Here is a 26,201-nt window from a genome sequence, read left to right as displayed (position 1 = left end):
GGGGCGGTATTGCGCATGCCCGCGGCGCATCGGGCCGCCGCTTGCGCGAGGAGGTGTCACGCGTATGTCATGCCTGTGCCGATTCCGCCGCGCTGTGCGACACTGCCGCGTGTCCGGCCCGATGCGGCCTGCTTTCTTTCTGGTTGCCCATGACCGCACGCGCGCCCATCCCGTTGCAGGAAATCGAACTCGTCGCCGTTCGCGCACAGGGCGCGGGCGGCCAGAACGTGAACAAGGTGTCGAGCGCGATTCATCTGCGCTTCGACATCCGCGCCTCGTCCTTGCCCGAGGTGCTCAAGATGCGCCTGCTCGCGCTCGCCGACCGGCGGATTACGAGCGAGGGCGTCGTCGTGATCAAGTCGCAGGAATACCGTACCCAGGAACAGAACCGCGTGGCCGCGCTTGCGCGCCTCGAGGAGCTGGTCGACAGCGTGAGCGTGACGCGCAAGGCGCGCGTGGCGACGCGCCCTACGCGCGCCTCGAAGCTGCGCCGGCTCGACGGCAAGGCGCGCACCGGTGAGCTGAAGGCGGGGCGCCGGCGCGTCACCGAATAGTTCCCCGGACCGCGCGGCGGATAGCCGGCCTGCGACGCCGCTCAACCCGGCTCGCGCCACGGGCGCTCGCGCGGACCGTGCTCGGGCGGGAAGTCCGCGCACAGCACGTGCGTCGCGCCGCCGTAGTCGAGCGCGATGGCGGCGGTGTAGCAGAGCTCGCCGTCGTTGAGCGAATAGTGCGGACCCATCACCGCGACCCGGCCGGGCGCGGCGAGCGCGCGCCGGAAATACTCGCGGCGCGACCAGTTGCTGTCCGTGTCGGGATAGAAAGGCGCGAGGCGCGCGGGCGGCCCGACGCCGGGCATGGCGATCGAAGGCTCGTGCTGCTCGCCGTGTTCATCCGCGGTGAATACGCGCTGCGCGTGGCTGCCGTTGTCGCCGAAAATGGCCTCGGCCGCTGCTTCGAGCGTTCCGCCGCCCGTGAGCACGCGCGCGCCGCGCAGCATGGCGTGCGAAAGCGCGCCGAAATTGACCTGCTCGATGATCTCGGTGCTGCGCTGATAAGCGGCGAAGCGCCGCCACATCGACTGCGCGAGCGCGGGCGCAGCGGCGCCCGCTTGCCGTACCGAAGCTTGCGGCTCGCCGAACCAGAAGCCCTGCACGAGATCGATGTCGGCCTGCATCAGCACCATGAGCTGCAGCTCGGTCTCGACGCCTTCTGCCAGCACCATCGTGCCCGCATGATGCAGGATCGAGACGAGCTCCGAGATGAATGCCACGTGACTCTCGCCGCTGGCCGCGCGCGTGACGAGCGAGCGGTCGAGCTTGACGATGTCGGGCCGGTAGCGCCAGACGCGGTCGAAATTGGAGAAGCCCGCGCCGAAGTCGTCGAGTGCGACGAGGAAGTCACGGCCGCCGGCAGGCGCCGTTGCGTCGACGAAAGGGCCGGGCTCGTCGCCGCCGCGCTGCTCGAGCACCTCGATCACCACGCGTTCGTGCGGGAAGCCGAAGTGCCGGCACAGCCCGTCGATGGCGGCGTGCGCGGGGTCGGCGGCGCGTGCGCTGCGCGGCAGCGTGTTCAGGAAGATCCAGCCGCTCCCCACGCCTTGCTGGACGAAATTCGCGAGGTGCAGGGCGCAGGCCAGTTCATCGAGCTGCTGCGCCTCGGCGCCTTGCACCGTGGCGAACAGCTCCTCGGGCGCGAGCGCCCGGCCCGACTGGTCGGTGACCCGCAACAGCGCCTCATAGCCGACCACGCGCTGATGCGGGATGGAGAGCACCGGCTGGAATGCGCTGGCGAGCGCGCAACCATGCCATTGCGCGCCCCAGCTGTCGGTATGCGGCTGCAGTTGGGCGAGCAGGCTGGCGGTGGCAGTCGCCTTCGCGTTCGACGGATCGTTCGGCATGGCTCGGGACGCACGGCGGCGCGGGCGGTGCGTGGGCGCCTTTACCGCGCGGGCCGCGCAACTGCCGTCCAAAGCAGGCGCTCGCCCGACGGCGGTCACCGCCAGGGCCTGTCGTCAAGTCTGGGATTATGGGTAGAAACTGCGCGCACTCGCCGTGCCTGGCGCGGCGAGGCATGCCATGCAAGGCGGGAGGTGGTGATGCCGCGAGAGGGCGCCCGCGTCGGGTGCGAGCGCCTCGCATGCCGCCTGCTGGCGGCCTGGTTTGCCGCTCAGTGCGCCGTGTTGGGCACGTCGAGAATCAGGATGATGGTCCAGTCCGCGTCGCCTTCGTGATGGTATTGACGCTCCGCCACGATGAATGGCTGCTGCTTGCCCGCCGGGCCGAGAAACAGCACGTCGCCTTCCATCGGCAGGCATTCGATGGGGGGCAGCGCGAGATACGCGTCCTGGTTGCCGCCGCGCGGCATCAGTTTTTCGATCTTGCGTGAGGCCGCTTCGGTCCATTCGATGTCGAGCTGGATGTTGCTCATTGCGTTTCTCCGCGCGTGGCGCGCACAAAAGGTTGGGTCTATGCCGACCGCGTCTGCCGACCGGGGCGTTTTCGAGGTGCGCGACTTTAGCATACCGCGCCGGCGCGTCGGCGCGGCGGCGATGCGCGCGGGACCGCAAGCGCAGCGGAGTGGCGCGGCGAAAAAAAGCCGATGGCGGCTAGACCGGCATCGGCTGCATTCCAGGGAAGGCGCTGCCCGCGTACGCTGGGCAGCGCGCGGCCAGGCTTCGCCCGTTCTTACTGGGCGGGGGCCTTCTTGTGATGCGGATGCCCCGACTTGTGATGCGGCATGGGCGCCGGCGCGGGCGCGGCTTCCTGTTGCTGCTGCAGGGCCTGCGCGCGTTGCAGGACGTCGTCCGCCTTGGCCGGATCGGTGCTCATCGTGATGCCGTTATCCGACTGCGCATGCGCAGCGCCCGCCAGTGCGGAAAGTGAAATCAGGACTGCGAGGGACACTTTTTTCATCTCTACCTCCGAAGGAGCGGTTTATGGACCCAGCCGTTACCTGTCCAAGCAGGATGGACATGCCATTCTAACGATCAAATACTCGCGCCAGATGACATCACGTAAGCCGTTCGCACGGGAGTTACATCTCGTTACATCTGATGTCGCCTAACCGTCATACTAGAACCAGCCGATCATCCGATAGACATAAAACTGCGCAACCCCAGTCGATTCGTGGAGCGCCGTTTCGGCAGACTTGAGATTCGCGATGCGCGGGAGCAGGCCGCGCTCGACGTGGCGCACGCTGGAAACCGCGGGCAGCGGGTGCATGTCGAAGCGCCGGAAATCGAGCATCGCGCGGCGCATCTGGTACGAGGACGTCACGAGCAGGAGCGTTTCATCGTTCCCGGCCCGGACGATGGGCGCAACGTTGCGCGCGTTCTGATACGTCGTGAGGCTCTGGTTTTCGAGCACGAGATCGGCGCCCGGCACACCGGCGCGCAGCAGGTAGGGCGCGTAGTTGTCGGCCTCGGCGCTCGCATGGTGCTCCGGGTTGCCGCCGCTCACGATCACTCGGCACGTGCCGCCCGCGCGCGCGCACTGCGCGTACAGGTCGGCGGCAAGGGCAATGCGTGCGTAGACGTCGCGCGCGGGGACCAGCTGGCCGCCGCGGGATTCGGTGCCGCCGCCCAGCATGATGATGGCAGTGCGCGCACCGAAGTGCGCCGGGCCGATTTTCGCCTGATCGTAGGGAGTGCGATACAACTCCGGCTGGGCGATATCGAGCAGCACCCCCGTGAGCCAGCCGGTCGCGAGCAGCCAGAAGACCCCGGCCGCGCAGACCGCGACACGCCAGCGCGCGCTGCGCCACAGCAGGCCGAGCGCAACAAATAGCACAAACAAAACGAATAGAATCAATTTGGATGAGGTAACGTATTGTTTTCGGGAAAATGCGCGTCCAACCGACCTTTGCGCCGCGAGCGTGGCGCGGCGTTGGCCGTGCGGGAAGCGGTGAAGCCGCTTTCACGGGGGCCCGGATAACCTGCAGTCCCTGCCGCTGCACATCGCACGGATAGGGCGCGTGGGCCCGCCAGGGCACAGACTGCGCCGTTCTCAGGTCCGCATTGCGCCGCTGCCGGCTCGCGTGAGGCTCAATGATCGCAGGACTGCATTTTAAGAAAGAAGTGAGATGACCACGTATTCCAACGAAGCAGTACTCGAAGCGCTGAGGCGGGTGCAGTATCGGCAGGTCCCGTGGGCGCGTCGTCCTGAAGTGTTCCAGTATTTGCGCGATCTCGGCATGATGGACATCGTCCGGCAACGCACGGTTGCGCCGGCGCCGGGTTTCCATGCGCCGGTCGATATCGCGGTGCTGACCGATCGCGGCCGCGCCGAATTCGCCCGGCTCGCTCGCGACGAGCGCACGGTGCAGTGGAGCGCCCATCGCGTGGCCGACTACGTCGCCGAGCGCGTGCCCCAATCCGGCCTCGAAGCCAGCCAGTAGCACTCTGTTCTCTTCGTCCCGCCAAAAAAAAGCCCGCATCGAAAGATACGGGCTTACCGGAATTACTGCTGCCACGCTGTGCTTGATGGCGTAAGGGTAGACCGCACATGAAGCGCGGTGGTTCCCCGGGGCAGGGTATATGCTGAGCCGCGACGTACCGGAGGCTCTTGCCGTCCTCCGTCATCGCGGCTCTTTCATCGGTTCCGGCAGTCCCCTCGATGGTGTTTCGCTGGCCGGCTTAGCGGCGCTGCGTTGGTTCCTGCCTCTGCGGCGCGCTGCGGCGGGCATTGTCCGCAATGTCGCCGCGCAGGTCGCCGCGCGGCACGGGCGGTTTGCCAGCGTTCGGGCCAGGCGCTACGGGCGGCATGGCGCGCGCGCCGGTGCGCGAGATCGACCATTTCGGTACGGAGGCATGCGGCGGCTGGGCCGCGGCGCTGAACGACACGAACGAGGCCGTCGGCGCGAAAAGGGCGAGGGCGGACAGCGAAACCATGATGCCCCGGATGTGCAGGTTCATGGATTTCATGGTGGTTCCCCGTCAATCCAGTTTCTTGACGTTAGTGGACATGCTCCTAAACTAACGTCGGGCGCGAAAGCGCGCTGTAAATATTGGTAAAGAGATGTATCGCGCGGTGCCGGTCGCCTGGTTGCGGACGCAGCGAGGTCGATGCAGCCTGCATCGTCAGGAGAGGGGCGGCGCTGTCAGTCAATGACCGGAAAGCGGTCTGCAGCGGCCACGCAGTGCGGAAGGGTTGGGAGAAAAACACGCCGGGCGCACGAAGCGCCCGGCGGAAAAGCAGTTCAAGCGTGGCTCAGGCCATCTTGACCGGCGCGCGCCACGATTCCGGATTGGTCCAGAACGCGCCGCGCAGGCGATCACGGCTGGGCGGCGCGGGCGGCTTGGTCGCCGTGGCGCCGATACGGCCGCGCAGCGAAATTTCACGCCCGTTCGTGCTCAGTCGCTTGACGATCTCCGCAAGCGTGCCGTCCGCCTGCCACTCGTCGAAACGACGGCGGCAAGTCGGCGGCGAGGGGTAGCGGCCCGGCAGCTTGGACCAGCCTTCACCCGTCGAAAGCACCCAGAGCACCGCGTTGACCACAGCACGCGCTTCGACGCGAGGCCGTCCGCGCCGCTCGCTCCGTGCCGGTTCAGCACAGAACAACGCCTCGACCAGCGCCCATTCGTTGTCTCTCAAATCGTCGAACAGCATCATGTTTCACCTCAGCGAAGCTATCTCCGGTGCGCTGCCCCGCGCTGCGCACTCTTCATGTACTCCCGGCCGGATGCCGGAGTACCAGGCGGGCCCGGCTGGATCGTCCCGGACTGCATGCTTCCGGTACGTCCATCGAACCTGTGCGTGCCTTAATGCGAAAACCGTGCCAGCACGTACGTTCTCGTCTTGAAGCCGCGTGGCGCCAAGCCCGCGCGGGAGATTGCCAGGGGCGTATAAGACTCGAAAACACTTATCGAGAAAATCGGGAGAATCACCAATCTTGTGCAGGCAAGCCCGTCGGACGTGCGTTTGCGCCGTATTGCTGCATTGCGGCGAACAATGGGCAGCGAGGTTCCTCTACCCGCAACGATGGGTGTCCGGCATAAAATTGCATGAAAACGGACAATTCATGAGGCAAGCGGATGAATGTGACGCTGCGGCAGTTGCGGGTGTTCATCGAGGTCGCCCGGTTGCAGAGCTTTAGCCGGGCCGGGGACGAAATCGGGCTCACGCAGTCGGCGGTGAGCCGCTGCGTGCGCGAGCTCGAAGCCGAGATCGGCGTGAAGCTCGTCGACCGGACCACGCGCGATGTGCAGCTCACCGATGTCGGCGCGAACCTGATCGCGAGCATTCCGCGCCTGCTGGGCGATCTCGACGACGCCTTGCGCGAGATTCGCGAGATCGGCGAGCAGCGGCGCGGCCGCGTCGTCGTGGCGGCCAGTCCGACGGTCGCGTGCCGCTTGATGCCCCAGGTCGTCGCCGCATGCGGGCGGCAGTTTCCCTACATCACGCTTGGACTGCGCGACGACGTGCAGAGCGACGTCGTGCGCAAGATCCGCTCGGGCGAGGTGGACTTCGGCGTCATCATCGGACCCTTTGCCGCCGAGGATCTCGAAACGCAATGCCTGACCACGGATTCGTTCTGCGTGGTCGTGCGCGGCGATCACGCGCTCGCGTTGAGCCAGGAAGTCTCGTGGAAGGAGCTGGACGGCGAGCGTCTGGTGATGCTGGATTACGCATCGGGCAGCCGTCCGCTCATCGACGCCGTGATGAGCGAGCAGGGCGTACGCGCACGCGTGGTGCAGGAACTGGGGCATCCGGCCACGGTCTTCGGGCTCGTCGAGGCGGGCGTGGGCATCAGCGTGCTGCCCTGGCTCGCGCTACCCGTGCCGGCGGGCGCGCCCTTGCTTGCGCGGCCGCTCGTGCCGCGCGCGGAGCGCACCGTCGAGCTCGTGCGGCGGCGCGACCGCTCGCTTTCGCCGGCCGCCGAAGCGGTCTGGTCGCTGATCCGTCAACTTGCCGGTCAGCCCGAAGCGCAGCACTGAAGCCGCTGCGCTCACGCTTTGCAGGCGCCGCCCTCGTCGCGCGGGGCCGCGCGCTACACTCGATGCTTTCCCACATGCTGTGCCATCCGGAACCCCGATGAGCGATTTCGAACCGTCGTCCCCCCTCTCCCTGCCGCGAGAAGCGGTGCGTGCGTTGCGCTCGTCGCAGATCCGCGAAGTGGCGAATGCCGGGTTCGGCGTTGCCGACGTGCTGCCGTTCTGGTTCGGCGAGTCCGACCGCGTGACGCCGCCGTTCATCCGCGAGGCGGCGGCCGAGGCGCTGGGGCGCGGCGACACGTTCTATACCCACAACCTCGGCATCGCGCCGTTGCGCGAAGCGCTCGCGCGCTACGTGAGCGAACTGCACGGCGCGACGTCGGTGGACAACGTGGCGGTCACGAGCGCCGGCGTCAACGCGCTGATGCTGGCGGCACAGCTCGTCGTCGGCGCGGGCGACCGGGTGGTGGCGGTGACCCCGCTGTGGCCGAACCTCGTCGAAATCCCGAAGATCCTCGGCGCCACGGTCGAGACGGTCTCGCTCGGCTACGGCGAGCGCGGCTGGACGCTCGATCTCGACCGGCTGCTGGCGGCGCTCACGCCCGAGACGCGCCTGCTGATGATCAACTCGCCGAACAATCCGACCGGCTGGGTGATGACGCGCGACCAGCAGCGCGCGGTGCTCGAGCATTGCCGGCGCCTCGGCATCTGGATCGTCGCCGACGAGGTCTACGAGCGCCTCTACTACGGCGACGCGGGTGAGCGCACCGCGCCCTCGTTCCTCGATCTTGCGTCGCGCGAAGAGCGCCTGATCTGCGTCAATTCGTTCTCGAAAGCCTGGCTCATGACCGGCTGGCGGCTTGGCTGGATGGTCGTGCCGCGCAGCCTGACCGACGATCTGAGCAAGCTGGTCGAGTACAACACCTCGTGCGCGCCGTCGTTCGTACAGCAGGCCGGCATTGCGGCAGTCGAGCACGGCGAGCCGTTCACGCACGCGCTGGTGGCCGATCTGCGGGCCTCGCGCGACCACCTCGCCGCGGCGCTGGCAAAGCTGCCCGGCGTCGATGTGAAAGTGCCGCGCGGCGCGATGTACCTCTTTTTCCGGCTGGCCGGCGCGCAGAACAGCCTCGAGCTGTGCAAGGCGCTGGTCCGCGACGCGGGCCTCGGCCTCGCGCCGGGCAGCGCCTTCGGACCGCAAGGGGAAGGCTTCGTGCGCTGGTGCTATGCCTGCGATCCGGCGCGGCTCGACGCAGGCGTCGAGCGACTCGCGCGCTACCTGGAGACAGTGGGAGCGCATTGAGGCGGCTCGCGGCGCGCCATGCACCGGCGTGGCGCGAGCGGGCATAAAGCGGTGGCGGGGTCCGGATTAAAATGAGGCCGCTCATGCGGAATGGCGTCTTTACGCACCCAGCGTTTTTGCGTAATATGGCGCTCAGTCAAGCGATTCCCTGCGGGAACTTCGCGGCTCCCTCCGGCTGGGTCTGGCTCTTTGCCTGAATTTCGGCCCCCCGGTGCGTGCTCCCATCAATATGACCGATCAGAATCGGGCGAGCGCGTCTCCAAGTTCCATATCGTCTTTCGTCTGTCTGATCCGGTTCCTTGAACCTGATTTACCTTACTTAGGGTCTGACCTGGCTGCATGAATACCCAAGAGGCGAAAATCGTCCTCGAGACTGCATTGATCTGCACGCAGGAGCCGTTGAAGATCGGCGAACTGCGCAAACTGTTTGCCGACGACATTTCGGCCGACACGGTCCGCAACCTGCTCGAAGACCTGCGGCACGAATGGTCCGGGCGCGGCGTCGAGCTGGTGGGGCTCGCGTCGGGCTGGCGCTTTCAGAGCAAGCCGGCCATGCGGACCTACCTTGACCGGTTGCACCCCGAAAAGCCGCCGCGCTACTCGCGCGCGGTTCTCGAAACGCTCGCGATCATCGCGTACCGGCAGCCGGTCACGCGCGGCGACATCGAGGAAATTCGCGGCGTCACGGTCAACACGCAGGTCGTCAAACAGCTCGAGGACCGTAACTGGATCGAAGTCATTGGTCATCGTGACGTGCCGGGCCGCCCGGCGCTCTATGCAACGACACGGGAGTTTCTCGACGATCTCGGCCTGAAGTCGCTCGACGAATTGCCGCCGCTCGACGATCCGTCGAGCCAGTTCGGCGAGCAACTGCTTGCCCAGCATGCGATCGAGTTTCCCGACAGCGCCGCGGCGCAGTTCGTCGCGGAAGGCCAGCCCGAGGCGGCCGCCGATGTCGCGGGCGCGGAAGATGCGCTGGCACCGGTAGCGCAGGGCGAAGCGTCGGGCGTCGAAACATCGGGCGATGAGTCGGGCTTCGAAACGCCCGCACAGCCCGAAAGCGCAGCGCACGGGACGCACGCAACGGAAGAAGCGGAACAAACACACGAGGCGGCAGGCGCAAACGTTGCATACGCAGCCGCTGCCTCGGGCGAAGCGGTACATGAAGAAACCAGCCTCGCGCAGCACGGGTCAGCCCCCGACGCTCACGCGCAGGATGCCGCGCACGCAGCAGATGCGGCGGGCGAAGAAGAACACGAAGACCGCCGCGACGCGGCGCAGGACGACCCCGTCTCGACGACGGACGACGAAGCCGCACGACGCGGCATCTGAAGCAACAAGCATTTTTGACGCGCCCCGCAAGCGGGCGCGCAACCTGACATTTTGAGGTTGTTTTGACTGATATCCACGACACCGATTCGACCGACGCGTCCGAATCCGCGCGCCGCGCGTCCTCCGCGCGCGACGACGACACGCGTGCTTCGCAGGTCGAAGGCGAAGCACAGGGCGGCGAGGGCGAAGAGCGTCCACGCCGCGGTCTGCGCCGCGGGCCGCGCAGCCTGATCGCGCGCCGCCGCGCGGGCGCGAAGGCAAAAGCGACCGAAGGCGCGGAAGGCGCCGACGTGGCCGCAGCGCCCGCTGACGCGCCGGAAGCGGCGCCTGAGCGCGCTCCCGCCGGCCGTGCACCGCGCAAGGACGCAGGCGCGAAGAAGCCGGGCCGCCGGCAGAACGCGGGCGCCGCCGCTCAGGGTGAGCGTCAGGGCGAACGCCAGCAGGGCGAGCGCCAGCAGGGCGCGGGCAAGCGCCAGAAGGGCCAGGGCCGAGGCGAAGGCCAGCCGGCCGCCGCCGCGGGCGAGTCCACCCAGGACGACCTGTTCCTCTACGTGACGTCGCCGGCGTTCGACGCCGACAACGGCGCCGGTTCGGGCGTGCGCGCGCCGATGCTGCGCCGCGGCCGTGCCCAGCAGCCCAAGCGCGTGCTGAGCCCGGACGACGACGCACCGAAGCTGCACAAGGTGCTGGCGGATGCGGGCATGGGCTCGCGCCGCGACATGGAAGAGCTGATCATCGCCGGGCGCGTCTCGGTGAACGGCGAACCCGCGCACATCGGCCAGCGCATTCTGCCGACCGACCAGGTCCGCATCAATGGCAAGCCGATCAAGCGCAAGCTGCAGAACAAGCCGCCGCGTGTGCTGATCTATCACAAGCCGACCGGCGAAATCGTGAGCCATGCCGATCCGGAAGGCCGTCCCTCGGTGTTCGACCGCCTGCCGCCGATGAAAACGGCGAAGTGGCTGGCCGTCGGCCGTCTGGACTTCAACACCGAAGGTCTGCTGATGCTGACCACCTCGGGCGATCTGGCCAACCGTTTCATGCATCCGCGCTACAGTGTGGAGCGCGAATACGCCGTGCGCGTGGTGGGCGAGCTGACCGAGGGGAACCGCCAGAAGCTGCTCAAGGGCGTCGAGCTCGAGGACGGCCCCGCGAGCTTCCTGCGTATCCGCGATGGCGGCGGCGAAGGCACGAACCACTGGTATCACGTCGCGCTGGCCGAAGGCCGCAACCGCGAAGTGCGCCGCATGTTCGAGGCGGCGGGCCTGATGGTGAGCCGCCTGATCCGCACGCGCCACGGCCCGATCGCGCTGCCCAAGGGGCTCAAGCGCGGCCGCTGGGAAGAGCTCGAAGACAACCAGGTGCGCGCGCTGATGGCCGCGGTCGGCCTGAAGGCGCCGAGCGAAGAGAAGGGCGGTCGTGGCGGCAAGGAGCAGGAGCGTCGCCAGCCCGATCCGATGCAGACGTCGATGGGCTTCATCAACCGCGAGCCGGTGCTGAGCTCGCACGGTGCGATGGGTCAGCCGCGTCAGGGCCAGGGACGGCGCGGCGCAGCGGGTGGCTTCGGCGGCGGCGCGGGTGCCGGTCACGGCAATTTCGGCGCGGGCTCCGGTTTCGGCGGCCGTGGCGGCAACCGTGCAGGCGGCCGCGAGGTCGACGGCAACCGTGCGCCGGGCGCGCAGGGCAAGCGTGCGGGCGGCAATGCCAGCGGCAATCGCCGCAGCGGTCCCGGCAACGGCGGCGGCAATGCCAACCCCAATGGCAACCGCGCGGGCGGCAACAGCCGTGGCGGCCAGCGCGGCACGCCGCGCAACCGCACTCGCGGCCACTGACGCGCGAAGCGCGCGACGTCCGTCTGCGACATGCGGCGGGCGTCGCGGCCATGCAACGGCGGCAATGCGCGCGGTTCGCGCGTAAAACACCGGAAAATCCCCTTGCGAGCCCATAAATAACGGCAAAAGGCGCATTGGGCTTGACCGGTGATTTGCGTTAATGTGCAAAAAAGGCTAGAATCACAAAGTCGCTGGGCGTGCGGCTGTCATCTGGGTAGTAATTCGCGCCCCAGGTGCGACCACCTGGCTAAGTGAGAAGATGGGCGTTTCGCCCATTTTTTTTTGGTTCGCCCCATATTGGATACCAACAGATGCCGACGTTTCACGTTCGGCATTGTCAATTTGGGGGCCGTCTAACCATCCAGGTCGTTCGTCATCGGGGGGCAGTAGGTGAGAAGCGCGCGCGCTCACCTGGCGCGCGGCCCGCGAATCCCTAGCGAAGCAAGAATTAGAGCGAAGGAAGTTGCTGGCCCGCTGCGCAGAACATCTGGAGTGGGCATTGTGCAACTGACGGAACTGATTGAAACCACGGTCACCGGGCTCGGTTACGAGCTGGTCGACCTCGAGCGCACCGGGCGCGGCATGCTGACCATCTTCATCGATCAGCCCGCGGGGATCGCGATCGAGGACTGCGAGAAGGTCACGCGTCAGCTGCAGCACGTTCTGACGGTCGAGAACATCGACTACGAGCGACTCGAGGTTTCGTCGCCGGGTCTCGACCGTCCGCTGAAGAAACTGGCGGACTTCGAACGCTTCGCAGGCTGCGAAGCGGTAATCACGTTGAAAAAGCCATTGGACGGACGGAAATCGTACCGGGGTATCGTGCATGCTCCCGAAGGCGAATCCATCGGTCTGGAATTCGAAGGGAAGGCGGGTCCCGCGATGCTCGATTTCACGCTCGCGGACATCGACAAAGCGCGCCTTGTCCCCAAAGTTGACTTTAGGAGCCGCAAACAATGAGTCGCGAAGTGTTGATGCTGGTGGATGCGCTGGCACGCGAGAAGAATGTCGACAAGGACGTGGTGTTCGCCGCCCTTGAAGCGGCGCTTGCGTCGGCCTCCAAGAAACTCTTCGACGAGGATGCGGATATCCGCGTGCATATCGATCGCGAAAGCGGCGAACACGAAACGTTCCGCCGCTGGCGCGTCGTGCCGGACGAGGCGGGCCTGCAGGAGCCGGACCAGGAAATCCTGCTGTTCGAGGCCCGCGAGCAAGACCCGGAAGCACAGATCGACGGTTTCGTCGAGCAGCCGGTACCTTCGGTCGAGTTCGGCCGTATCGGCGCGCAGGCCGCCAAGCAGGTGATCCTGCAGAAGGTGCGCGACGCCGAGCGCGAGCAGATCCTGAACGACTTCCTCGAGCGCGGCGAAAGCATCATGACCGGTACGGTCAAGCGCATGGACAAGGGCAACTTCATCGTCGAATCCGGCCGTGTGGAAGCGCTGCTGCGCCGCGACCAGCTGATTCCGAAGGAAAACCTGCGCGTGGGCGACCGCGTGCGCGCCTGGATCGGCAAGGTCGACCGCACCGCGCGCGGCCCGCAGATCGAACTCTCGCGCACGGCGCCCGAGTTCCTGATGAAGCTGTTCGAAATGGAAGTGCCCGAAATCGAACAGGGCCTCCTCGAGATCAAGGCGGCGGCGCGCGATCCGGGCGTGCGCGCCAAGATCGGCGTGGTGGCTTACGACAAGCGCATCGATCCGATCGGCACCTGCGTCGGCATCCGCGGTTCGCGCGTGCAGGCCGTGCGCAACGAGCTCGGTGGCGAAAACGTCGACATCGTGCTATGGTCGGAAGATCCCGCCCAGTTCGTGATCGGCGCGCTCGCGCCGGCTGCCGTGCAGTCGATCGTCGTCGACGAGGAAAAGCACTCGATGGACGTCGTGGTCGACGAGAGCGAACTCGCAGTCGCGATCGGCCGTAGTGGCCAGAACGTGCGTCTCGCCAGCGAACTGACCGGCTGGCAAATCAATATCATGACGCCGGATGAATCCGCGCAAAAGCAGAATCAGGAGCGCACGGTGCTGCGCGACCTGTTCATGGCGCGTCTCGACGTGGATGAGGAAGTCGCCGACATCCTGATCGACGAAGGCTTCACGAGCCTCGAAGAGATCGCCTACGTGCCGCTCAACGAAATGCTGGAAATCGAGGCGTTCGACGAGGACACGGTGCACGAGCTGCGCAACCGTGCACGCGACGCGCTGCTCACGCAGGCCATCGCGAACGAGGAGAAGGTGGAAAGCGCCGCCCTGGACCTGAAGAGCCTGGACGGTATCGACCCGGACCTGCTCGCGAAACTGGCGCAGCATGAAGTTCACACCCGCGACGAGCTCGCCGAGCTGGCCGTGGACGAGCTGGTCGAAATGACGGGAATGGAAGAGGACGCCGCCAAGGCGTTGATCATGAAGGCACGTGAGCACTGGTTCCAGTAACCCGCCAACGGGAAACTGCATCAGGGCGCGACGAGCAGGAAGCGACCATGACCCACTGAACTGAACGCGGCGGAGCCTTGCAGAACGCGAGGCACCGAAGGCCGCATGACCCGATGTCAACCGCAAGGAATCGGTCCTTGCATTAAGAGGAATGAATGGCGAGTAACAACGTAGCCCAATTTGCCGCGGAACTGAAAATGCCTGCCGGCGTGCTGCTCGAGCAGCTGCAGGCGGCGGGCGTCACGAAAGCGAGCGAGAGCGATGCTTTGTCGGAGACCGACAAGGCGCGTCTGCTCGATCACTTGCGCAAGTCTCACGGCTCGACTGATGCAGACAAACGCAAGATCACGCTGACGAAACGGCATACGTCGGAGATCAAGCAGTCCGATTCGACGGGTAAGGCACGCACCATTCAGGTCGAGGTGCGCAAGAAGCGCACGTTCGTCCGCCGCGACGAGTCCGCCGGTGAGGCGGATGCATCGAATCATGCAGCCGACGCAGCCGCTGCCGCCGAAGAGGCGGAGCTGCAGCGCCGCGAGGAAGAAGCGCGCCGCGAGGCAGAACTGCTCGAGCGTCAGGCTCTGGAGCTCAAGGAGCGCCAGGAACTGCTCGCGCGTGAAGAGTCGGAGCGCCGTGCGCGCGAAGAGGCCGCCGAGGCCGAGCGCCGCCGTGCCGAAGAAGAAGCTGCCAAAAAGAAGGCAGCGGCCGATGCCGCCGCTCGCGAGCTGGCCGCTCAGGCCGTGGCTGCGCAGCGCAATGCCGAAGCGGAAGCGAAAGAAGTGAAGCAAGCGCAGGACCAGCAGGAAGAACAGCGCGCCGCAGCCGAGCGCGCCGCGCAGCGCGAAGCGGCCCAGAAGGCCGAAGCGGCCGCACGCGAAGCCGCCGATAAGGCGCAGAAGGAACAGGACGAGATCGCCCGCCGCCGCGCGGCTGCCGAAGCCGAAGCGCGCGCGATCCGCGAAATGATGAACACGCCGCGCAAGGCGCAGGTGAAGGCGCCCGAGCCGCCCAAGCCGGTCGAGCCGCCCAAGCCCGCCGAAGCCAAGGGCACGCTGCACAAGCCGGCTCGTCCGGAAGGTGCGCCGGCGCGTCCGGCAGGCGGTGCCGGCGCCGCGGCGAAGAAGCCGGCCACGACGGCCGCGCCTTCGACGAGCGCGCCGGGTGCCGGCGCGGGCGACCGCAACAAGAAGCCGGGCGCAGGCAAGGGCGGCTGGCAGGACGACGCGGCCAAGCGCCGCGGCATCAAGACGCGCGGCGACTCGTCGGGCGGCGTGGACCGCGGCTGGCGCGGCGGCCCGAAGGGCCGTGGCCGTCACCAGGACGCGTCGACGTTCCAGGCGCCGACCGAGCCGATCGTGCGTGAAGTGCACGTGCCGGAAACCATCACGGTGGCCGACCTCGCGCACAAGATGTCCGTGAAGGCATCGGAAGTCATCAAGGCGATGATGAAGATGGGCCAGATGGTCACCATCAACCAGATGCTCGACCAGGAAACGGCGATGATCATCGTCGAGGAACTCGGCCACCGTGCGGTTGCCGCGAAGCTCGACGATCCGGAAGCGCTGCTGGTCGAAGGCCAGGGCACGGCTACGGACGCCGAGCAGTTGCCGCGTCCGCCGGTCGTCACGGTCATGGGTCACGTCGACCACGGCAAGACCTCGCTGCTCGACTACATCCGCCGCGCCAAGGTCGCAGCGGGCGAAGCGGGCGGCATTACGCAGCACATCGGCGCTTACCACGTCGAAACGCCGCGTGGCGTCATCACGTTCCTCGACACGCCGGGTCACGAGGCCTTCACGGCCATGCGTGCCCGCGGTGCGAAGGCAACCGACATCGTCATTCTGGTGGTCGCAGCCGACGACGGCGTGATGCCGCAAACCAAGGAAGCGATCTCGCACGCCAAGGCTGCGGGTGTGCCGCTCGTCGTGGCGATCAACAAGATCGACAAGCCCGATGCGAACCCCGAGCGCGTGAAGCAGGAACTCGTGGCCGAAGGCGTCGTGCCGGAAGAGTACGGCGGCGACTCGCCGTTCGTGCCGGTGTCGGCGAAGACCGGCGCGGGCATCGACGACCTGCTCGAAAACGTGCTGCTGCAAGCCGAAGTGCTGGAACTGAAGGCACCGGTCGAAGCACCGGCCAAGGGTCTCGTCATCGAAGCGAAGCTCGACAAGGGTAAGGGTCCGGTTGCAACGATCCTTGTCCAGTCCGGTACGCTGAACCGTGGCGATGTGGTGCTGGCTGGCAGCGCTTATGGCCGCGTGCGCGCCATGCTCGACGAAACCGGCAAGCCCACGAAGGAAGCGGGCCCGTCGATTCCGGTCGAGATCCAGGGTCTGTCGGAAGTGCCGGGCGCGGGCGAAGAAGTCATCGTCCTGCCGGACGAGCGCAAGGCGCGCGAAATCGCCATGTTCCGTCAAGGCAAGTTCCGCGACGTCAAGCTCGCGAAGCAGCAGGCCGCGAAGCTCGAAAACATGCTCGAGCAAATGGGCGAAGGCGAAGTGCAGAACCTGCCGCTCATCGTCAAGGCCGACGTGCAGGGCTCGCAGGAAGCGCTGGTTCACGCGCTCCTCAAGCTCTCGACGAGCGAAGTGCGTGTGCAGATCGTGCACGCCGCGGTGGGTGGCATCAGCGAAAGCGACGTCAACCTGGCAACGGCTTCGAAGGCGGTCATCATCGGCTTCAACACGCGTGCCGATGCACTGGCGCGCAAGCTGGCCGAAACCAACGGCGTGGACATCCGCTACTACAACATCATCTATGACGCAGTGGATGAGGTGAAGGCGGCGATGTCGGGCATGCTGGCGCCGGAGAAGCGCGAAGTCGTGACTGGTATGGTCGAAGTGCGTGCGGTCTTCAAGGTGCCGAAGGTCGGCGCGGTGGCAGGCTGTATGGTCACGGACGGTATCGTCAAGCGTTCGTCGTCGGTGCGCGTGCTGCGCAACAACGTGGTCATCCACACCGGCGAACTCGACTCGCTCAAGCGCTTCAAGGACGACGTCAAGGAAGTCAAGCAAGGCTTCGAGTGCGGTATGTCGATCAAGAACTTCAACGACATCGTCGAAGGCGACCAGTTCGAAGTGTTCGAGATCACCGAAGTCGCGCGTACGCTGTAATACAGCGGCGCCCGCGGGCAGACCTTCGGGGTCGCCCGCCTGACCGCGGGTTCGCCGCGGGTTTGCCGATAACGGGCGGGGCGGGCGCTGGCCAGCTCCGCCCGTTTTGTTTTTTGCGCGGCCGTGTGCGCCTTCATGGACGCAACGCCGCCTGAATGCCTCGCAGATAAAGAGGTGGAACCATCATGCCGAAAAAACGTACTTCCCCGAATCGCAACGTGCAGATCGCGGATCAGATCCAGCGCGATCTGTCTGAGCTGATGCGCGAAGTGAAGGACCCCCGAATCGGGCTCGTGACGATCCAGAGCGTGGAGCTCACGCCCGACTACGCGCACGCCAAGGTCTACTTCACGACCCTCACGGGCGACCCGAAGACCACGCAGGAAGCGCTCAATCACGCCGCAGGCCATCTGCACAACCAGCTCTTCAAGCGCCTGCACATTCACACGGTGCCGACGCTGCATTTCCACTATGACCAGTCGGTCGAGAAGGGTGTCGAGATGTCGCGCCTGATCGACGAAGCGAACGCCACGCGCGCGAAAGACGACTGACGCGGGCAATGACTGCATCATCGAAACAGAATCATGGCGGGCAGCGATCTGACGCGGCGCGGCCTGACGCGGCCCGACCCAAAGTTCCGCGCCGTCTGCTCGACGGCGTGCTGCTGCTCGACAAGCCCGTTGGCCTTTCGAGCAATGACGCGTTGATTCGTGCGAAGCGCCTGTACCGCGTGAAGAAGGCCGGCCACACCGGCACGCTCGACCCGCTCGCGTCGGGTCTGCTGCCGCTGTGCTTTGGCGAGGCGACCAAGTTCTCGCAGGATCTGCTCGAAGCCGACAAGACCTATGAGGCGACCATGCGCCTCGGCATTCGCACGGCCACCGGCGACGCCGAAGGCGAGGCGATCGAAACGCGCGAGGTCACCAGCGACGAGGCGGCCGTGCGTGAGGCGATGACGCGCTTTCTCGGCGACATCGTGCAGGTGCCGCCGATGTATTCGGCGCTCAAGCGCGACGGCAAGCCGCTCTACGAATATGCGCGGGCGGGTCAGACGGTCGAGCGCGAAGGGCGCGAGGTGAAGATCCTTGCGCTGGAGATGATCGCCTGCGCACTTCCCGAGGTTCCCGAGGTGACGTTTCGCGTGACGTGCAGCAAGGGCACGTACGTCCGCACGCTGGCCGAAGACATCGGCGAGGCGCTCGGCTGCGGCGCGCATCTCGTGATGCTGCGGCGCACGGGTGTGGGCGCGCTCACGCTCGAGCACGCGGTGACGCTCGACGCGCTCACCGCCGCCGACGAGCCCGGGCGCGACACCTGGCTGCGTCCCGTCGATGCGCTGCTCTCCACGTTCCCCGCCGTGACTCTCAACGCTGAAGCGGCGCGCCGCTTCACGCATGGCCAGCGCTTGCCGCTCAACGAGCTGGTGCTCGACCGCGCGGTCTGCGAAGCGGCTGAGCGCGTGCGCGTCTACGCGGAAGATGGGCGCCTGCTCGGCGTCGCCAAGGCCGCGAACGGCGTACTTGCGCCGGAGCGGCTGGTGGTCAGCGGCGCAGCCTGAGCGCACTCGCATCGCGCGCGGAGCGCACAAACAAACGCACCAACAAAAACGGCACGCCGGTGAACGACCGGACGTGCCGTTTTGCTATCGTCAGCCGCGAGGGCTAGCCCATCGACCTCAATGCGCAGCCGAAGCCGCCGCACCCGCGTCCGCGCCACCGGCGCGCTCGGGCCGCGTGATCCAGATGAGCGCGATCAGCACGATGAAGATCATCGAGGAAATCCAGAACAGATCGTTCACGCCGAGCTGCGCGGCCTGCTGCGAGAGCATCCGGTCGAAGAGGCCATGCGCCTGCGCAGTGTCCATGCCGAGGCCGTGCTGGAACTGCTGCATCGACTGGTTGAACACCGGGTTGCCCGGCGTTGCCACGTCGGTCAGGCGTGCGTGGTGGAACGTCGTGCGGTGATCCCACGCGGTTTCGAAGATCGACGTGCCGATGCCGCCGCACATGATCCGCACGAAGTTGGATAGGCCCGATGCTGCGGGAATGCGATGGCCCGGCAAGCCGGAAAGCGTGATCGACACAAGCGGAATAAAGAGGCCCGCCATGCCGATGCCCTGAATCAGCGTCGGCAGCGTGAGCGCCCAGGTGTCCACGCCGGTCGTGTATTGGGAGCGCATCCAGAAGCACAGCGCAAACACGAGGAACGCGGTCGTGGCGATGTAGCGCGGGTCGGTGCGCGGCAGGATCTTGCCCGTGATCGGCGAGAGCATGACCGCGAAGAAGCCCACGGGCGCCATCACGAGGCCCGCGTCCGTTGCGGTGTAGCCGAGCGTGGTTTGCAGCCACAGCGGCAGCAGCACGAGATTGCCGAAATACAGCCCGTAGCCCACCGAAAGCGCGATCGTGCCGCCCGTGAAATTGCGTCGCGCGAACAGCGACAGGTCGACCACCGGGTGATCCGCGGTCAGCTCCCACACCACGAAGAACGCGAATGCGATCACGGCGGTGAGCGCGAGCACGACGACCGTGGTGGACGAGAACCAGTCGAGGTCCTTGCCCTTGTCGAGCATCACCTGGAGCGAGCCCACCCAGATGATGAGGAGCGCGAGGCCCACGCCGTCGATCGGCGCCTTCCTCACCTCCGAATCGCGATTGCGGAAGATCGCCCACGTGGCGAGCGCCGCGACGATGCCCACCGGAATGTTCACGTAGAAGATCCAGGGCCACGAGATATTGTCGGAGATCCAGCCGCCGAGAATCGGGCCGGCCACTGGCGCGATCAGCGTGGTCATCGACCACATCGAGAGCGCCATGGGCGCCTTCGCGCGCGGATAGCTCGCGAGCAGCAGCGTTTGCGAAAGCGGGATCATCGGGCCGGCCACGGCGCCTTGCAGCACGCGCGAGGCGAGCAGGAAGGGTAGCGTGGGCGCGAGGCCGCACATCCACGACGAGATCACGAACAGGATGATCGACGCCATGAACAGGCGCACCTGGCCGAAACGCTGTGTGAGCCAGCCGGTGAGCGGCACGGAGATCGCGTTGGCCACCGCGAACGAGGTGATGACCCACGTGCCCTGGTCCGACGACACGCCGAGGTCGCCCGAGATCGACGGGATCGACACGTTCGCGATCGAGGTGTCGAGCACGTTCATGAACACCGCGAGCGACACCGCGATGGTGCCGATCACGAGCTGCGCGCCCTGTAGCGGCGGATGCGCGACGGGTTGTTGTGCTGCTGCCATTGCGTCCTTTCTTGTTGACCGGTTGGAGGCCGCGCGAAACAAAGCGGCGCGGGCTGAGGATCAGCCCGCGCCGGCGTTTGCGAGTGCTTGTATCAGGGCTTCTTCAATCAGCCTTTTGCGCCCGGCTTCGCCGCGTGAGCGGACGACATCTGCGCCTTCGCGGCTGCATTGTTGCTCGCGCCGCTGGCGTTGTTACTTGCACTGGCTGCCTTGTGCGCATTCGGACCGGCGTTTTCGGCGATGATGCGCGCGATTTCCGCATCGGCTTCCGCGCCGTACTTGGCGAACACATCGGTCTCGTAGACGGTGTTCTGCGCATTGCCGAGCTGCGTGCCCGCGTCGTTGCGGATGTTCACGTCCACCTGCATCGACAGGCCGATACGCAGCGGGTGCTTCAGCAGGTCTTCCGGATCGAGCGAGATACGCACCGGCAGGCGCTGGACCACCTTGATCCAGTTGCCCGTCGCGTTCTGCGCGGGCAGCAGCGAGAAGGCCGAGCCCGTGCCCGCCGAGAAACCCACCACCTTGCCGTGATAGACGACGGACGAGCCATACACGTCGGCGGTCATCTCGACCGGCTGGCCGATGCGCATGTGCTTGAGCTGGACTTCCTTGAAGTTGGCGTCGACCCACAGCGAGTTCAGCGGCACCACCGACATGAGCGGATTGCCCGGCGAGACGCGCTGGCCCACCTGCACCGAGCGCTTGGCGACGTAGCCGGTCACCGGCGCGGGCAGCGTGTTGCGCGCATTCGCGAGATAGGCGTCGCGCACCTTGGCGGCGGCGGCCTCCACGTTCGGGTGATTGGCGATGGTCGTGTTGGCGGTCAGCGCGCGGTTCGCCGCGAGCTGCTGCTGGGCGGCTTCGAGCGCGGCTTCGGCGCTGCGCACGGCGTCACGGGCGTGCGAGATCTCTTCCTGCGAGACCGCGCCCGTCTGTGCGACCTGCATGCGGCGGCGCAGGTCGTCCTGCGCACGCGAGAGGTCGGACTGGCGCTGCGCGACTTGCGCTTCGTACTGGCTGTCGTCGGCGAAGAGGCCGCGCACCTGGCGCACCGTCTGCGCGAGCTGCGCTTCGGTTTGCTCGAGCGTGACGCGCGCGTCGGCCGGGTCGAGCAGCACGAGCGGGTCGCCGACGTTCACGGTTTGCGTGTCGTCCGCCTTCAGTGCGATCACCGTGCCGGTGACCTGCGGCGTGATCTGCACGACGTTGCCGTTCACGTAGGCGTCGTCCGTGCTTTCGGTGAAGCGCGCGACGAGGAAGTAGTACAGGCCGTAGGCAACGGCTGCAATCACGATCACGAGGACAAGCAGCGTCATCATGCGCTTGCGCTTGCCGCTGTTCGCGTTCGGCTGCGGATTGGCCGCCGGCTGCTGGGGGGTGCTCATGGAAGGATCTCCGGATGCTTGCGTGCTGTTCGTTCAGTTTTTGATGTGCGTGTGCTGCGCGGCGCTCAGTTCGACACTCAGTTCGACACGGGCGCGGCGTTGGCCGCATTCGCCGCTGCCGCCGCGTTCTGCGGCGAGCGCGTACCGCGCCACGGTGCGCCGTTTACGTCGCTCTGGCCGCGTGCTTCGCTGCCGACTTCGGCGGGCGGCGTGAGCCCCGCGCCTTGCGCTTCGAAGCCACCGCCAAGCGACTTGATGAGCGCCATCTGCTGGTCGCGGCGCTGCGCCTTCAGGTTCGACACCGTCTGCTCCGCGGCGAGGCGGTTCTGGTCGGCGGTGAGCACCTGAAGCTGCTCGGAGAGCCCCGCCTTGTAGCGGATCACCGCGAGCTGCCAGGCCTTGGTCGACGCGTCGAGCGCACGATCGGCGTCCACCAGCTGCCGGTCGGCCGAGTGGATCGTCGACACGTTGGTCGCCACGTCCTGGAACGCGCCGATGAGCGTCTGGTTGTAGTTCGCCACATCGAGCTCGAAGTCGGCGTAGCGGCCCTTCAGTTGCGCGCGCAACGCGCCCGCATCGAAGAGCGGCAAATGCACGGCCGGGCCGATGTTCATCTGGCGGCTCGTGAAGTTCAGGAATTTGCCCCAGCCGAACGCGTCGAAGCCGAAGCCGGCCGCGAGATTCACGTCTGGATAGAACTCGGCCTTGGCTTCCTTCACGTCGTGCATCGCGGCTTCCACCTGCCAGCGCGCGGCGACGATGTCGGGGCGGCGCGCGAGCAGGTCGGCGGGCAGATTGTCGGGCAGGGCGACGTTGGCGACCGGGTTGAGCACCGGTTTTGCGATCTGCAGGCCGCGGTCGGGGCCCTTGCCGAGCAGCGCGCCGAGCTGATAGCGCACGGATTCGATCTGGCCGTCGATCTGCGAGAGGTTCGCCTGGCTCGTCGCGATGTTGCCGTTCGCGGTCTGCTTCTCGACGTTGGTGTCGAGGCCCGCCACCACGCGGCCGTTCGTGATCGTGCCGATGGTCTTGCGGTTGTCGATCTCGTGCACCGCGATGTCGCGCAGTTCGTAGAGCTGGGCGAGCTGGTTGTACGTGCGGGCGACCGAAGAGGCGAGCGTGATGCGCGCCTGCTGCATGTCGGCTTCCGCGGCACGCTGTGAGGACACGGCTTGCGCGAGGCGCTGACGGTTCTTGCCCCAGAGGTCCAGATCCCACGAGGCGCTGGCGAGCACGTTGTTCTCGCTATACCAGGTGCCGCCATACGGGGGCGGGAAGAGGGCGTTGGCCGAGTACAGCTCGCGGGTCCACGAGTAGCTCAGGTTGGCCTTCGGGAACAGCGCCGAGCGCGAGGTTTCGATATACGACGACGCCTTCGCGAGGCGCGCCTGCGCCTGAGCGATGGTCGGGCTGCCCTCGAGCGCCTCGTCGATCAGCTTGGGCAGCTGCGGATCGCCGAACTGGTTCGCCCAGTCGAGCGTGGGCCACTGGCCGCCTTGCGCCGGAATGCTCTGCGAGCTTTCGAACTGCTGCGGCTGATCGATGGTCTTGTCGCTCTTGATGCCGATGTAGTTCGCGCAACCCGCAAGGGCGAGCGCCGCGACCGCGGCGGCGACCGCCGCCCGGCAGGACAGTGCCCGCTCGGCCGGAACTGGCGCAAACTCGGTTTGGGATTTCATTGCTCGTCTCGATGCGTGAGAGTGTGTGGTGATACTGGACGATGCAGCTATTTTCTTGTTCGGCGCTTTCAAATTTGCTTGCCCCGTCATCAATTCTCGGACGGATTCGGGTTCGAACTCTGGCTAGCTTCGCAGCTATTCGAAAGAATCCGCCGCAACATGCTCTTCAGGAAGCCGACTTCCTCGGGCGTGAATCCGGCCGACAGATGCTCCGTGACGCTGCGGAAAATCGCCGGCATGCGCGCGGCGATGGCAAGGCCCTCGGGCGTGAGCGCGAGGCGTACCGCGCGGCGGTCTTCGGAACTGCGCACGCGCTTCAGGAGGCCGCGCTTCTCCAGCCGGTCGACGAGCCGTGTGACGGCGCTCGCGTCGATGCCGTACTCGCGCGCGAGTTCGGCCGCGAGCGTGCATTTGCCCGTCGCGACCATGAAGAGGATGCTGGCCTGCTGGCTCGTGACGCCGAGTTCGGCGACGGCGCGCTGGGTGACCATGTTCGACATCGTCGATTTCACCCGCGAGATCAGGTAGCCGACGCTTTCGCCGAGGTCATAGTCGCGGACTTCGGGCGGGGGCGTGGGAGTCGGATCCGTCATGATTCTGCTGCGACTGCAATGGTTGACCAGGCAGGGATTATAGGGGCGGTTAGTTGACGCGGCAAGGTTTATTCTGCCTTTGCCGAGAAACCTTTGCAGAGTAGGGGCTTAATCCGGCCCCATGGGCATGGGAGAATGCGGCGTGAACGGCGCGCCGCGGCGACCGTCGAATCTTTACCCGCGTTGCGCGGTTGCGACGCCGGCCGCCCCGATCCAGGGTGCTCCCTGATATGCGCGAGATCAATTCATCTGCGCGTGCTATAATTTCAGGTTCCCAAAAGTGCGTCATCGCAGCGATGCTGAATTGACCCGCCGGCAGTAGTCCGGGACGGATCGAAGCGGCGGCCGCGCGCCCTCGCAGGGCCTGCCAGCAGGGCATGCGCGGCGCACTCAACTGTACCCAGGTTCCTATGTCCCGCGCTCTTCGCAACATCGCCATCATTGCCCACGTCGACCACGGCAAGACCACGCTCGTCGACCAACTGCTGCGCCAGTCCGGCACCTTCCGCGACAACCAGCAGGTCGCCGAACGCGTCATGGACTCGAACGACATCGAAAAAGAGCGCGGGATCACGATTCTCTCGAAGAACTGCGCGGTCGAGTACGAAGGCACCCACATCAACATCGTCGACACCCCGGGCCACGCCGACTTCGGCGGCGAAGTGGAACGCGTGCTGTCGATGGTCGACTCGGTGCTGCTGCTCGTCGACGCCGTCGAAGGCCCGATGCCGCAAACGCGCTTCGTCACGAAGAAGGCCCTCGCGCTCGGCCTGAAGCCGATCGTCGTCGTCAACAAGATCGACCGTCCGGGCGCCCGTATCGACTGGGTGATCAACCAGACCTTCGACCTGTTCGACAAGCTCGGCGCGACCGAAGAGCAGCTCGACTTCCCGGTGGTCTATGCTTCGGGCCTGAACGGCTACGCTTCGCTGTCGCCGGACGCGCGCGAAGGCGACATGCGCCCGCTGTTCGAAGCCGTGCTCGAGCACGTGCCGGTTCGCGACGCCGATCCAGAAGGCCCGCTGCAGCTGCAGATCACCTCGCTCGACTACTCGACCTACGTCGGCCGTATCGGCGTGGGCCGTATCAAGCGTGGCCGCATCAAGCCGGGTCAGCCGGTGGCGCTGCGCTTCGGCCCGGAAGGCGAGGTGATGAACCGCAAGATCAACCAGGTGCTGTCGTTCAGCGGCCTCGAGCGCGTGCAGGTCGAATCGGCTGAAGCCGGCGACATCGTCCTGATCAACGGCATCGAAGACATCGGCATCGGCGCGACGATCTGCGCGGTCGACACCCCCGAAGCCCTGCCGATGATCACGGTGGACGAGCCGACCCTCACGATGAACTTCCTCGTGAACTCGTCGCCGCTCGCCGGCCGCGAAGGCAAGTTCGTGACGAGCCGCCAGATCCGCGACCGTCTCACGAAGGAACTGAACCACAACGTCGCGCTGCGCGTGAAAGACACCGGCGACGAAACCACGTTCGAAGTGTCGGGCCGTGGCGAGCTGCACCTCACGATCCTGATCGAAAACATGCGCCGCGAAGGCTACGAGCTCGCCGTGTCGCGTCCGCGCGTGGTGCTGCACGAAGTCGACGGCGTGAAGCAGGAGCCGTACGAAATGCTGACCGTGGACGTCGAAGACGGCCACCAGGGCGGCGTGATGGAAGAACTGGGCCGCCGCAAGGGTGAAATGCTCGACATGGCTTCGGACGGCCGCGGCCGCACGCGTCTCGAGTACCGCATTCCGGCGCGTGGCCTGATCGGCTTCCAGGGCGAGTTCATGACGCTCACGCGCGGTACGGGCCTGATGAGCCACGTGTTCGACGCGTACGGTCCGATCAAGGAAGGCTCGCTCGGCGAGCGCCGCAACGGCGTGCTGATCTCGCAGGACGACGGCGCCGCTGTCGCCTACGCACTGTGGAAGCTGCAGGACCGCGGCCGCATGTTCGTGAAGCCGGGCGACGCGCTGTACGAAGGCATGATCATCGGCATCCACAGCCGCGACAACGACCTCGTCGTCAACCCGATCAAGGGCAAGCAGCTCACCAACGTGCGCGCCTCGGGCACCGACGAAGCCGTGCGTCTCGTGCCGCCGATCCAGATGTCGCTCGAGTACGCCGTCGAATTCATCGACGACGACGAACTCGTGGAAGTCACGCCGCAGTCGATCCGTCTGCGCAAGCGTCACCTCAAAGAGCACGAGCGTCGCCGCGCGAGCCGCGAAGGCGCTGCCGAGTAATTTGCATTTTTAGCGCTTTTTTTGCACTGCAATGCACAAAGACTCACAGAAAAGCCGCCGCTTTACGGGCGGCTTTTTTGCGTCTGGCGGGGATTGCATTGCGGTGCGGGAAGAGTG

General features: G+C 66.3%; 21 protein-coding genes and 1 pseudogene. 12 read left to right on the top strand and 10 right to left on the bottom strand.

Annotated features, from left to right (window positions below):
* The first annotated feature begins 149 nt into the window (after window positions 1-149).
* Window positions 150-554, top strand: coding sequence for an alternative ribosome rescue aminoacyl-tRNA hydrolase ArfB (gene arfB, locus AB4Y35_RS14810; RefSeq protein WP_368694667.1), 405 nt, complete (start codon window positions 150-152; stop codon window positions 552-554).
* Window positions 555-595: 41 nt separating this feature from the next.
* Here arfB and AB4Y35_RS14805 read toward each other — a convergent pair whose 3' ends face one another.
* The 4 genes from AB4Y35_RS14805 to AB4Y35_RS14790 all read right to left on the bottom strand — a co-directional run bounded on the left by AB4Y35_RS14805 (window position 596) and on the right by AB4Y35_RS14790 (window position 3,797).
* The gene (locus AB4Y35_RS14805) at window positions 596-1,900 is read right to left on the bottom strand and encodes an EAL domain-containing protein (RefSeq protein ID WP_368704893.1); all 1,305 of its coding nucleotides are present in this window, start codon (window positions 1,898-1,900) and stop codon (window positions 596-598) included.
* 269 nt (window positions 1,901-2,169) lie between these two features.
* Entirely contained in the window at window positions 2,170-2,430 is a 261-nt protein-coding gene (locus AB4Y35_RS14800) for a hypothetical protein (RefSeq protein WP_028212153.1), read from the bottom strand.
* Window positions 2,431-2,687: 257 nt separating this feature from the next.
* Window positions 2,688-2,915 (bottom strand): hypothetical protein, encoded by a 228-nt coding sequence (locus AB4Y35_RS14795; RefSeq protein WP_342920661.1) that lies wholly within the window; start codon window positions 2,913-2,915, stop codon window positions 2,688-2,690.
* Between the two features lie 159 nt (window positions 2,916-3,074).
* Window positions 3,075-3,797, bottom strand: a complete 723-nt coding sequence (locus tag AB4Y35_RS14790; protein WP_368704892.1) for a YdcF family protein — start codon at window positions 3,795-3,797, stop codon at window positions 3,075-3,077.
* A gap of 286 nt (window positions 3,798-4,083) precedes the next feature.
* On the opposite strand from AB4Y35_RS14790, the gene AB4Y35_RS14785 reads away from it, so the two are divergent.
* Window positions 4,084-4,398 carry a hypothetical protein gene (locus tag AB4Y35_RS14785; protein WP_069267881.1) on the top strand — a complete coding sequence of 105 codons (315 nt, stop codon included), beginning with the start codon at window positions 4,084-4,086 and terminating at the stop codon, window positions 4,396-4,398.
* Between the two features lie 238 nt (window positions 4,399-4,636).
* Here the strand turns inward: AB4Y35_RS14785 and AB4Y35_RS14780 are convergent, their stop codons facing one another.
* Entirely contained in the window at window positions 4,637-4,924 is a 288-nt protein-coding gene (locus tag AB4Y35_RS14780; RefSeq protein ID WP_368704891.1) for a hypothetical protein, read from the bottom strand.
* A 298-nt stretch (window positions 4,925-5,222) separates the two neighbouring features.
* Window positions 5,223-5,609: pseudogene (locus AB4Y35_RS14775) on the bottom strand (transposase); the annotation flags it as partial.
* 425 nt (window positions 5,610-6,034) lie between these two features.
* Here AB4Y35_RS14775 and AB4Y35_RS14770 point away from each other — a divergent pair.
* From AB4Y35_RS14770 to truB, 9 genes are all read left to right on the top strand, one after another.
* Window positions 6,035-6,937, top strand: a complete 903-nt coding sequence (locus tag AB4Y35_RS14770) for a LysR substrate-binding domain-containing protein (RefSeq protein ID WP_368704890.1) — start codon at window positions 6,035-6,037, stop codon at window positions 6,935-6,937.
* Window positions 6,938-7,034: 97 nt separating this feature from the next.
* Window positions 7,035-8,234, top strand: coding sequence for a pyridoxal phosphate-dependent aminotransferase (locus AB4Y35_RS14765; RefSeq protein WP_368704889.1), 1,200 nt, complete (start codon window positions 7,035-7,037; stop codon window positions 8,232-8,234).
* A gap of 339 nt (window positions 8,235-8,573) precedes the next feature.
* Window positions 8,574-9,566: an SMC-Scp complex subunit ScpB gene (gene scpB / locus AB4Y35_RS14760; protein WP_368704888.1), complete on the top strand. Its 993-nt coding sequence runs from the start codon at window positions 8,574-8,576 to the stop codon at window positions 9,564-9,566.
* Between the two features lie 62 nt (window positions 9,567-9,628).
* Window positions 9,629-11,398, top strand: a complete 1,770-nt coding sequence (rluB, locus tag AB4Y35_RS14755) for a 23S rRNA pseudouridine(2605) synthase RluB (protein ID WP_368686443.1) — start codon at window positions 9,629-9,631, stop codon at window positions 11,396-11,398.
* 501 nt (window positions 11,399-11,899) lie between these two features.
* A complete protein-coding gene (gene rimP, locus AB4Y35_RS14750) occupies window positions 11,900-12,358 on the top strand; it encodes a ribosome maturation factor RimP (RefSeq protein ID WP_028204813.1) in 459 nt (152 codons plus the stop codon).
* On the top strand, window positions 12,355-13,830 hold the full coding sequence (gene nusA / locus AB4Y35_RS14745) for a transcription termination factor NusA (protein ID WP_069267875.1): 1,476 nt from the start codon (window positions 12,355-12,357) through the stop codon (window positions 13,828-13,830). Before rimP ends, nusA begins: the two co-directional genes overlap by 4 nt.
* Window positions 13,831-13,985: 155 nt before the next feature.
* Entirely contained in the window at window positions 13,986-16,943 is a 2,958-nt protein-coding gene (gene infB, locus AB4Y35_RS14740) for a translation initiation factor IF-2 (protein ID WP_368704887.1), read from the top strand.
* A gap of 185 nt (window positions 16,944-17,128) precedes the next feature.
* Entirely contained in the window at window positions 17,129-17,494 is a 366-nt protein-coding gene (gene rbfA / locus AB4Y35_RS14735) for a 30S ribosome-binding factor RbfA (RefSeq protein ID WP_042272510.1), read from the top strand.
* Window positions 17,495-17,502: 8 nt separating this feature from the next.
* Window positions 17,503-18,501 (top strand): tRNA pseudouridine(55) synthase TruB, encoded by a 999-nt coding sequence (gene truB / locus AB4Y35_RS14730; RefSeq protein WP_368704886.1) that lies wholly within the window; start codon window positions 17,503-17,505, stop codon window positions 18,499-18,501.
* A gap of 117 nt (window positions 18,502-18,618) precedes the next feature.
* Here the strand turns inward: truB and AB4Y35_RS14725 are convergent, their stop codons facing one another.
* The 4 genes from AB4Y35_RS14725 to AB4Y35_RS14710 all read right to left on the bottom strand — a co-directional run bounded on the left by AB4Y35_RS14725 (window position 18,619) and on the right by AB4Y35_RS14710 (window position 23,847).
* Window positions 18,619-20,187, bottom strand: coding sequence for a DHA2 family efflux MFS transporter permease subunit (locus AB4Y35_RS14725; RefSeq protein WP_368704885.1), 1,569 nt, complete (start codon window positions 20,185-20,187; stop codon window positions 18,619-18,621).
* A 107-nt stretch (window positions 20,188-20,294) separates the two neighbouring features.
* Entirely contained in the window at window positions 20,295-21,575 is a 1,281-nt protein-coding gene (locus AB4Y35_RS14720; protein WP_368704884.1) for an EmrA/EmrK family multidrug efflux transporter periplasmic adaptor subunit, read from the bottom strand.
* 77 nt (window positions 21,576-21,652) lie between these two features.
* Window positions 21,653-23,254: an efflux transporter outer membrane subunit gene (locus tag AB4Y35_RS14715; protein ID WP_368704883.1), complete on the bottom strand. Its 1,602-nt coding sequence runs from the start codon at window positions 23,252-23,254 to the stop codon at window positions 21,653-21,655.
* An 89-nt stretch (window positions 23,255-23,343) separates the two neighbouring features.
* Window positions 23,344-23,847 carry a MarR family winged helix-turn-helix transcriptional regulator gene (locus AB4Y35_RS14710; RefSeq protein ID WP_028204820.1) on the bottom strand — a complete coding sequence of 168 codons (504 nt, stop codon included), beginning with the start codon at window positions 23,845-23,847 and terminating at the stop codon, window positions 23,344-23,346.
* A gap of 410 nt (window positions 23,848-24,257) precedes the next feature.
* Here AB4Y35_RS14710 and typA point away from each other — a divergent pair, with 410 nt between their 5' ends.
* A complete protein-coding gene (typA, locus tag AB4Y35_RS14705) occupies window positions 24,258-26,084 on the top strand; it encodes a translational GTPase TypA (RefSeq protein WP_342920648.1) in 1,827 nt (608 codons plus the stop codon).
* The last annotated feature ends 117 nt before the right edge of the window (window positions 26,085-26,201 follow it).

It is taken from the genome of Paraburkholderia sp. EG286A (assembly GCF_040965375.1).
Classification (GTDB): Bacteria; Pseudomonadota; Gammaproteobacteria; order Burkholderiales; family Burkholderiaceae; genus Paraburkholderia.
This window is presented reverse-complemented; position numbering and strand designations above follow the sequence as displayed.

What these genes read in the sequence shown, in the direction of transcription:
- arfB (WP_368694667.1), top strand. Translation starts at nt 150, where the DNA reads ATGACCGCACGCGCGCCCATCCCGTTGCAGGAAATCGAACTCGTCGCC.
- AB4Y35_RS14805 (WP_368704893.1), bottom strand. Translation starts at nt 1,900, where the DNA reads ATGCCGAACGATCCGTCGAACGCGAAGGCGACTGCCACCGCCAGCCTG.
- AB4Y35_RS14800 (WP_028212153.1), bottom strand. Translation starts at nt 2,430, where the DNA reads ATGAGCAACATCCAGCTCGACATCGAATGGACCGAAGCGGCCTCACGC.
- AB4Y35_RS14795 (WP_342920661.1), bottom strand. Translation starts at nt 2,915, where the DNA reads ATGAAAAAAGTGTCCCTCGCAGTCCTGATTTCACTTTCCGCACTGGCG.
- AB4Y35_RS14785 (WP_069267881.1), top strand. Translation starts at nt 4,084, where the DNA reads ATGACCACGTATTCCAACGAAGCAGTACTCGAAGCGCTGAGGCGGGTG.
- AB4Y35_RS14780 (WP_368704891.1), bottom strand. Translation starts at nt 4,924, where the DNA reads ATGAAATCCATGAACCTGCACATCCGGGGCATCATGGTTTCGCTGTCC.
- AB4Y35_RS14770 (WP_368704890.1), top strand. Translation starts at nt 6,035, where the DNA reads ATGAATGTGACGCTGCGGCAGTTGCGGGTGTTCATCGAGGTCGCCCGG.
- AB4Y35_RS14765 (WP_368704889.1), top strand. Translation starts at nt 7,035, where the DNA reads ATGAGCGATTTCGAACCGTCGTCCCCCCTCTCCCTGCCGCGAGAAGCG.
- scpB (WP_368704888.1), top strand. Translation starts at nt 8,574, where the DNA reads ATGAATACCCAAGAGGCGAAAATCGTCCTCGAGACTGCATTGATCTGC.
- nusA (WP_069267875.1), top strand. Translation starts at nt 12,355, where the DNA reads ATGAGTCGCGAAGTGTTGATGCTGGTGGATGCGCTGGCACGCGAGAAG.
- infB (WP_368704887.1), top strand. Translation starts at nt 13,986, where the DNA reads ATGGCGAGTAACAACGTAGCCCAATTTGCCGCGGAACTGAAAATGCCT.
- rbfA (WP_042272510.1), top strand. Translation starts at nt 17,129, where the DNA reads ATGCCGAAAAAACGTACTTCCCCGAATCGCAACGTGCAGATCGCGGAT.
- truB (WP_368704886.1), top strand. Translation starts at nt 17,503, where the DNA reads ATGACTGCATCATCGAAACAGAATCATGGCGGGCAGCGATCTGACGCG.
- AB4Y35_RS14725 (WP_368704885.1), bottom strand. Translation starts at nt 20,187, where the DNA reads ATGGCAGCAGCACAACAACCCGTCGCGCATCCGCCGCTACAGGGCGCG.
- AB4Y35_RS14720 (WP_368704884.1), bottom strand. Translation starts at nt 21,575, where the DNA reads ATGAGCACCCCCCAGCAGCCGGCGGCCAATCCGCAGCCGAACGCGAAC.
- AB4Y35_RS14715 (WP_368704883.1), bottom strand. Translation starts at nt 23,254, where the DNA reads ATGAAATCCCAAACCGAGTTTGCGCCAGTTCCGGCCGAGCGGGCACTG.
- AB4Y35_RS14710 (WP_028204820.1), bottom strand. Translation starts at nt 23,847, where the DNA reads ATGACGGATCCGACTCCCACGCCCCCGCCCGAAGTCCGCGACTATGAC.
- typA (WP_342920648.1), top strand. Translation starts at nt 24,258, where the DNA reads ATGTCCCGCGCTCTTCGCAACATCGCCATCATTGCCCACGTCGACCAC.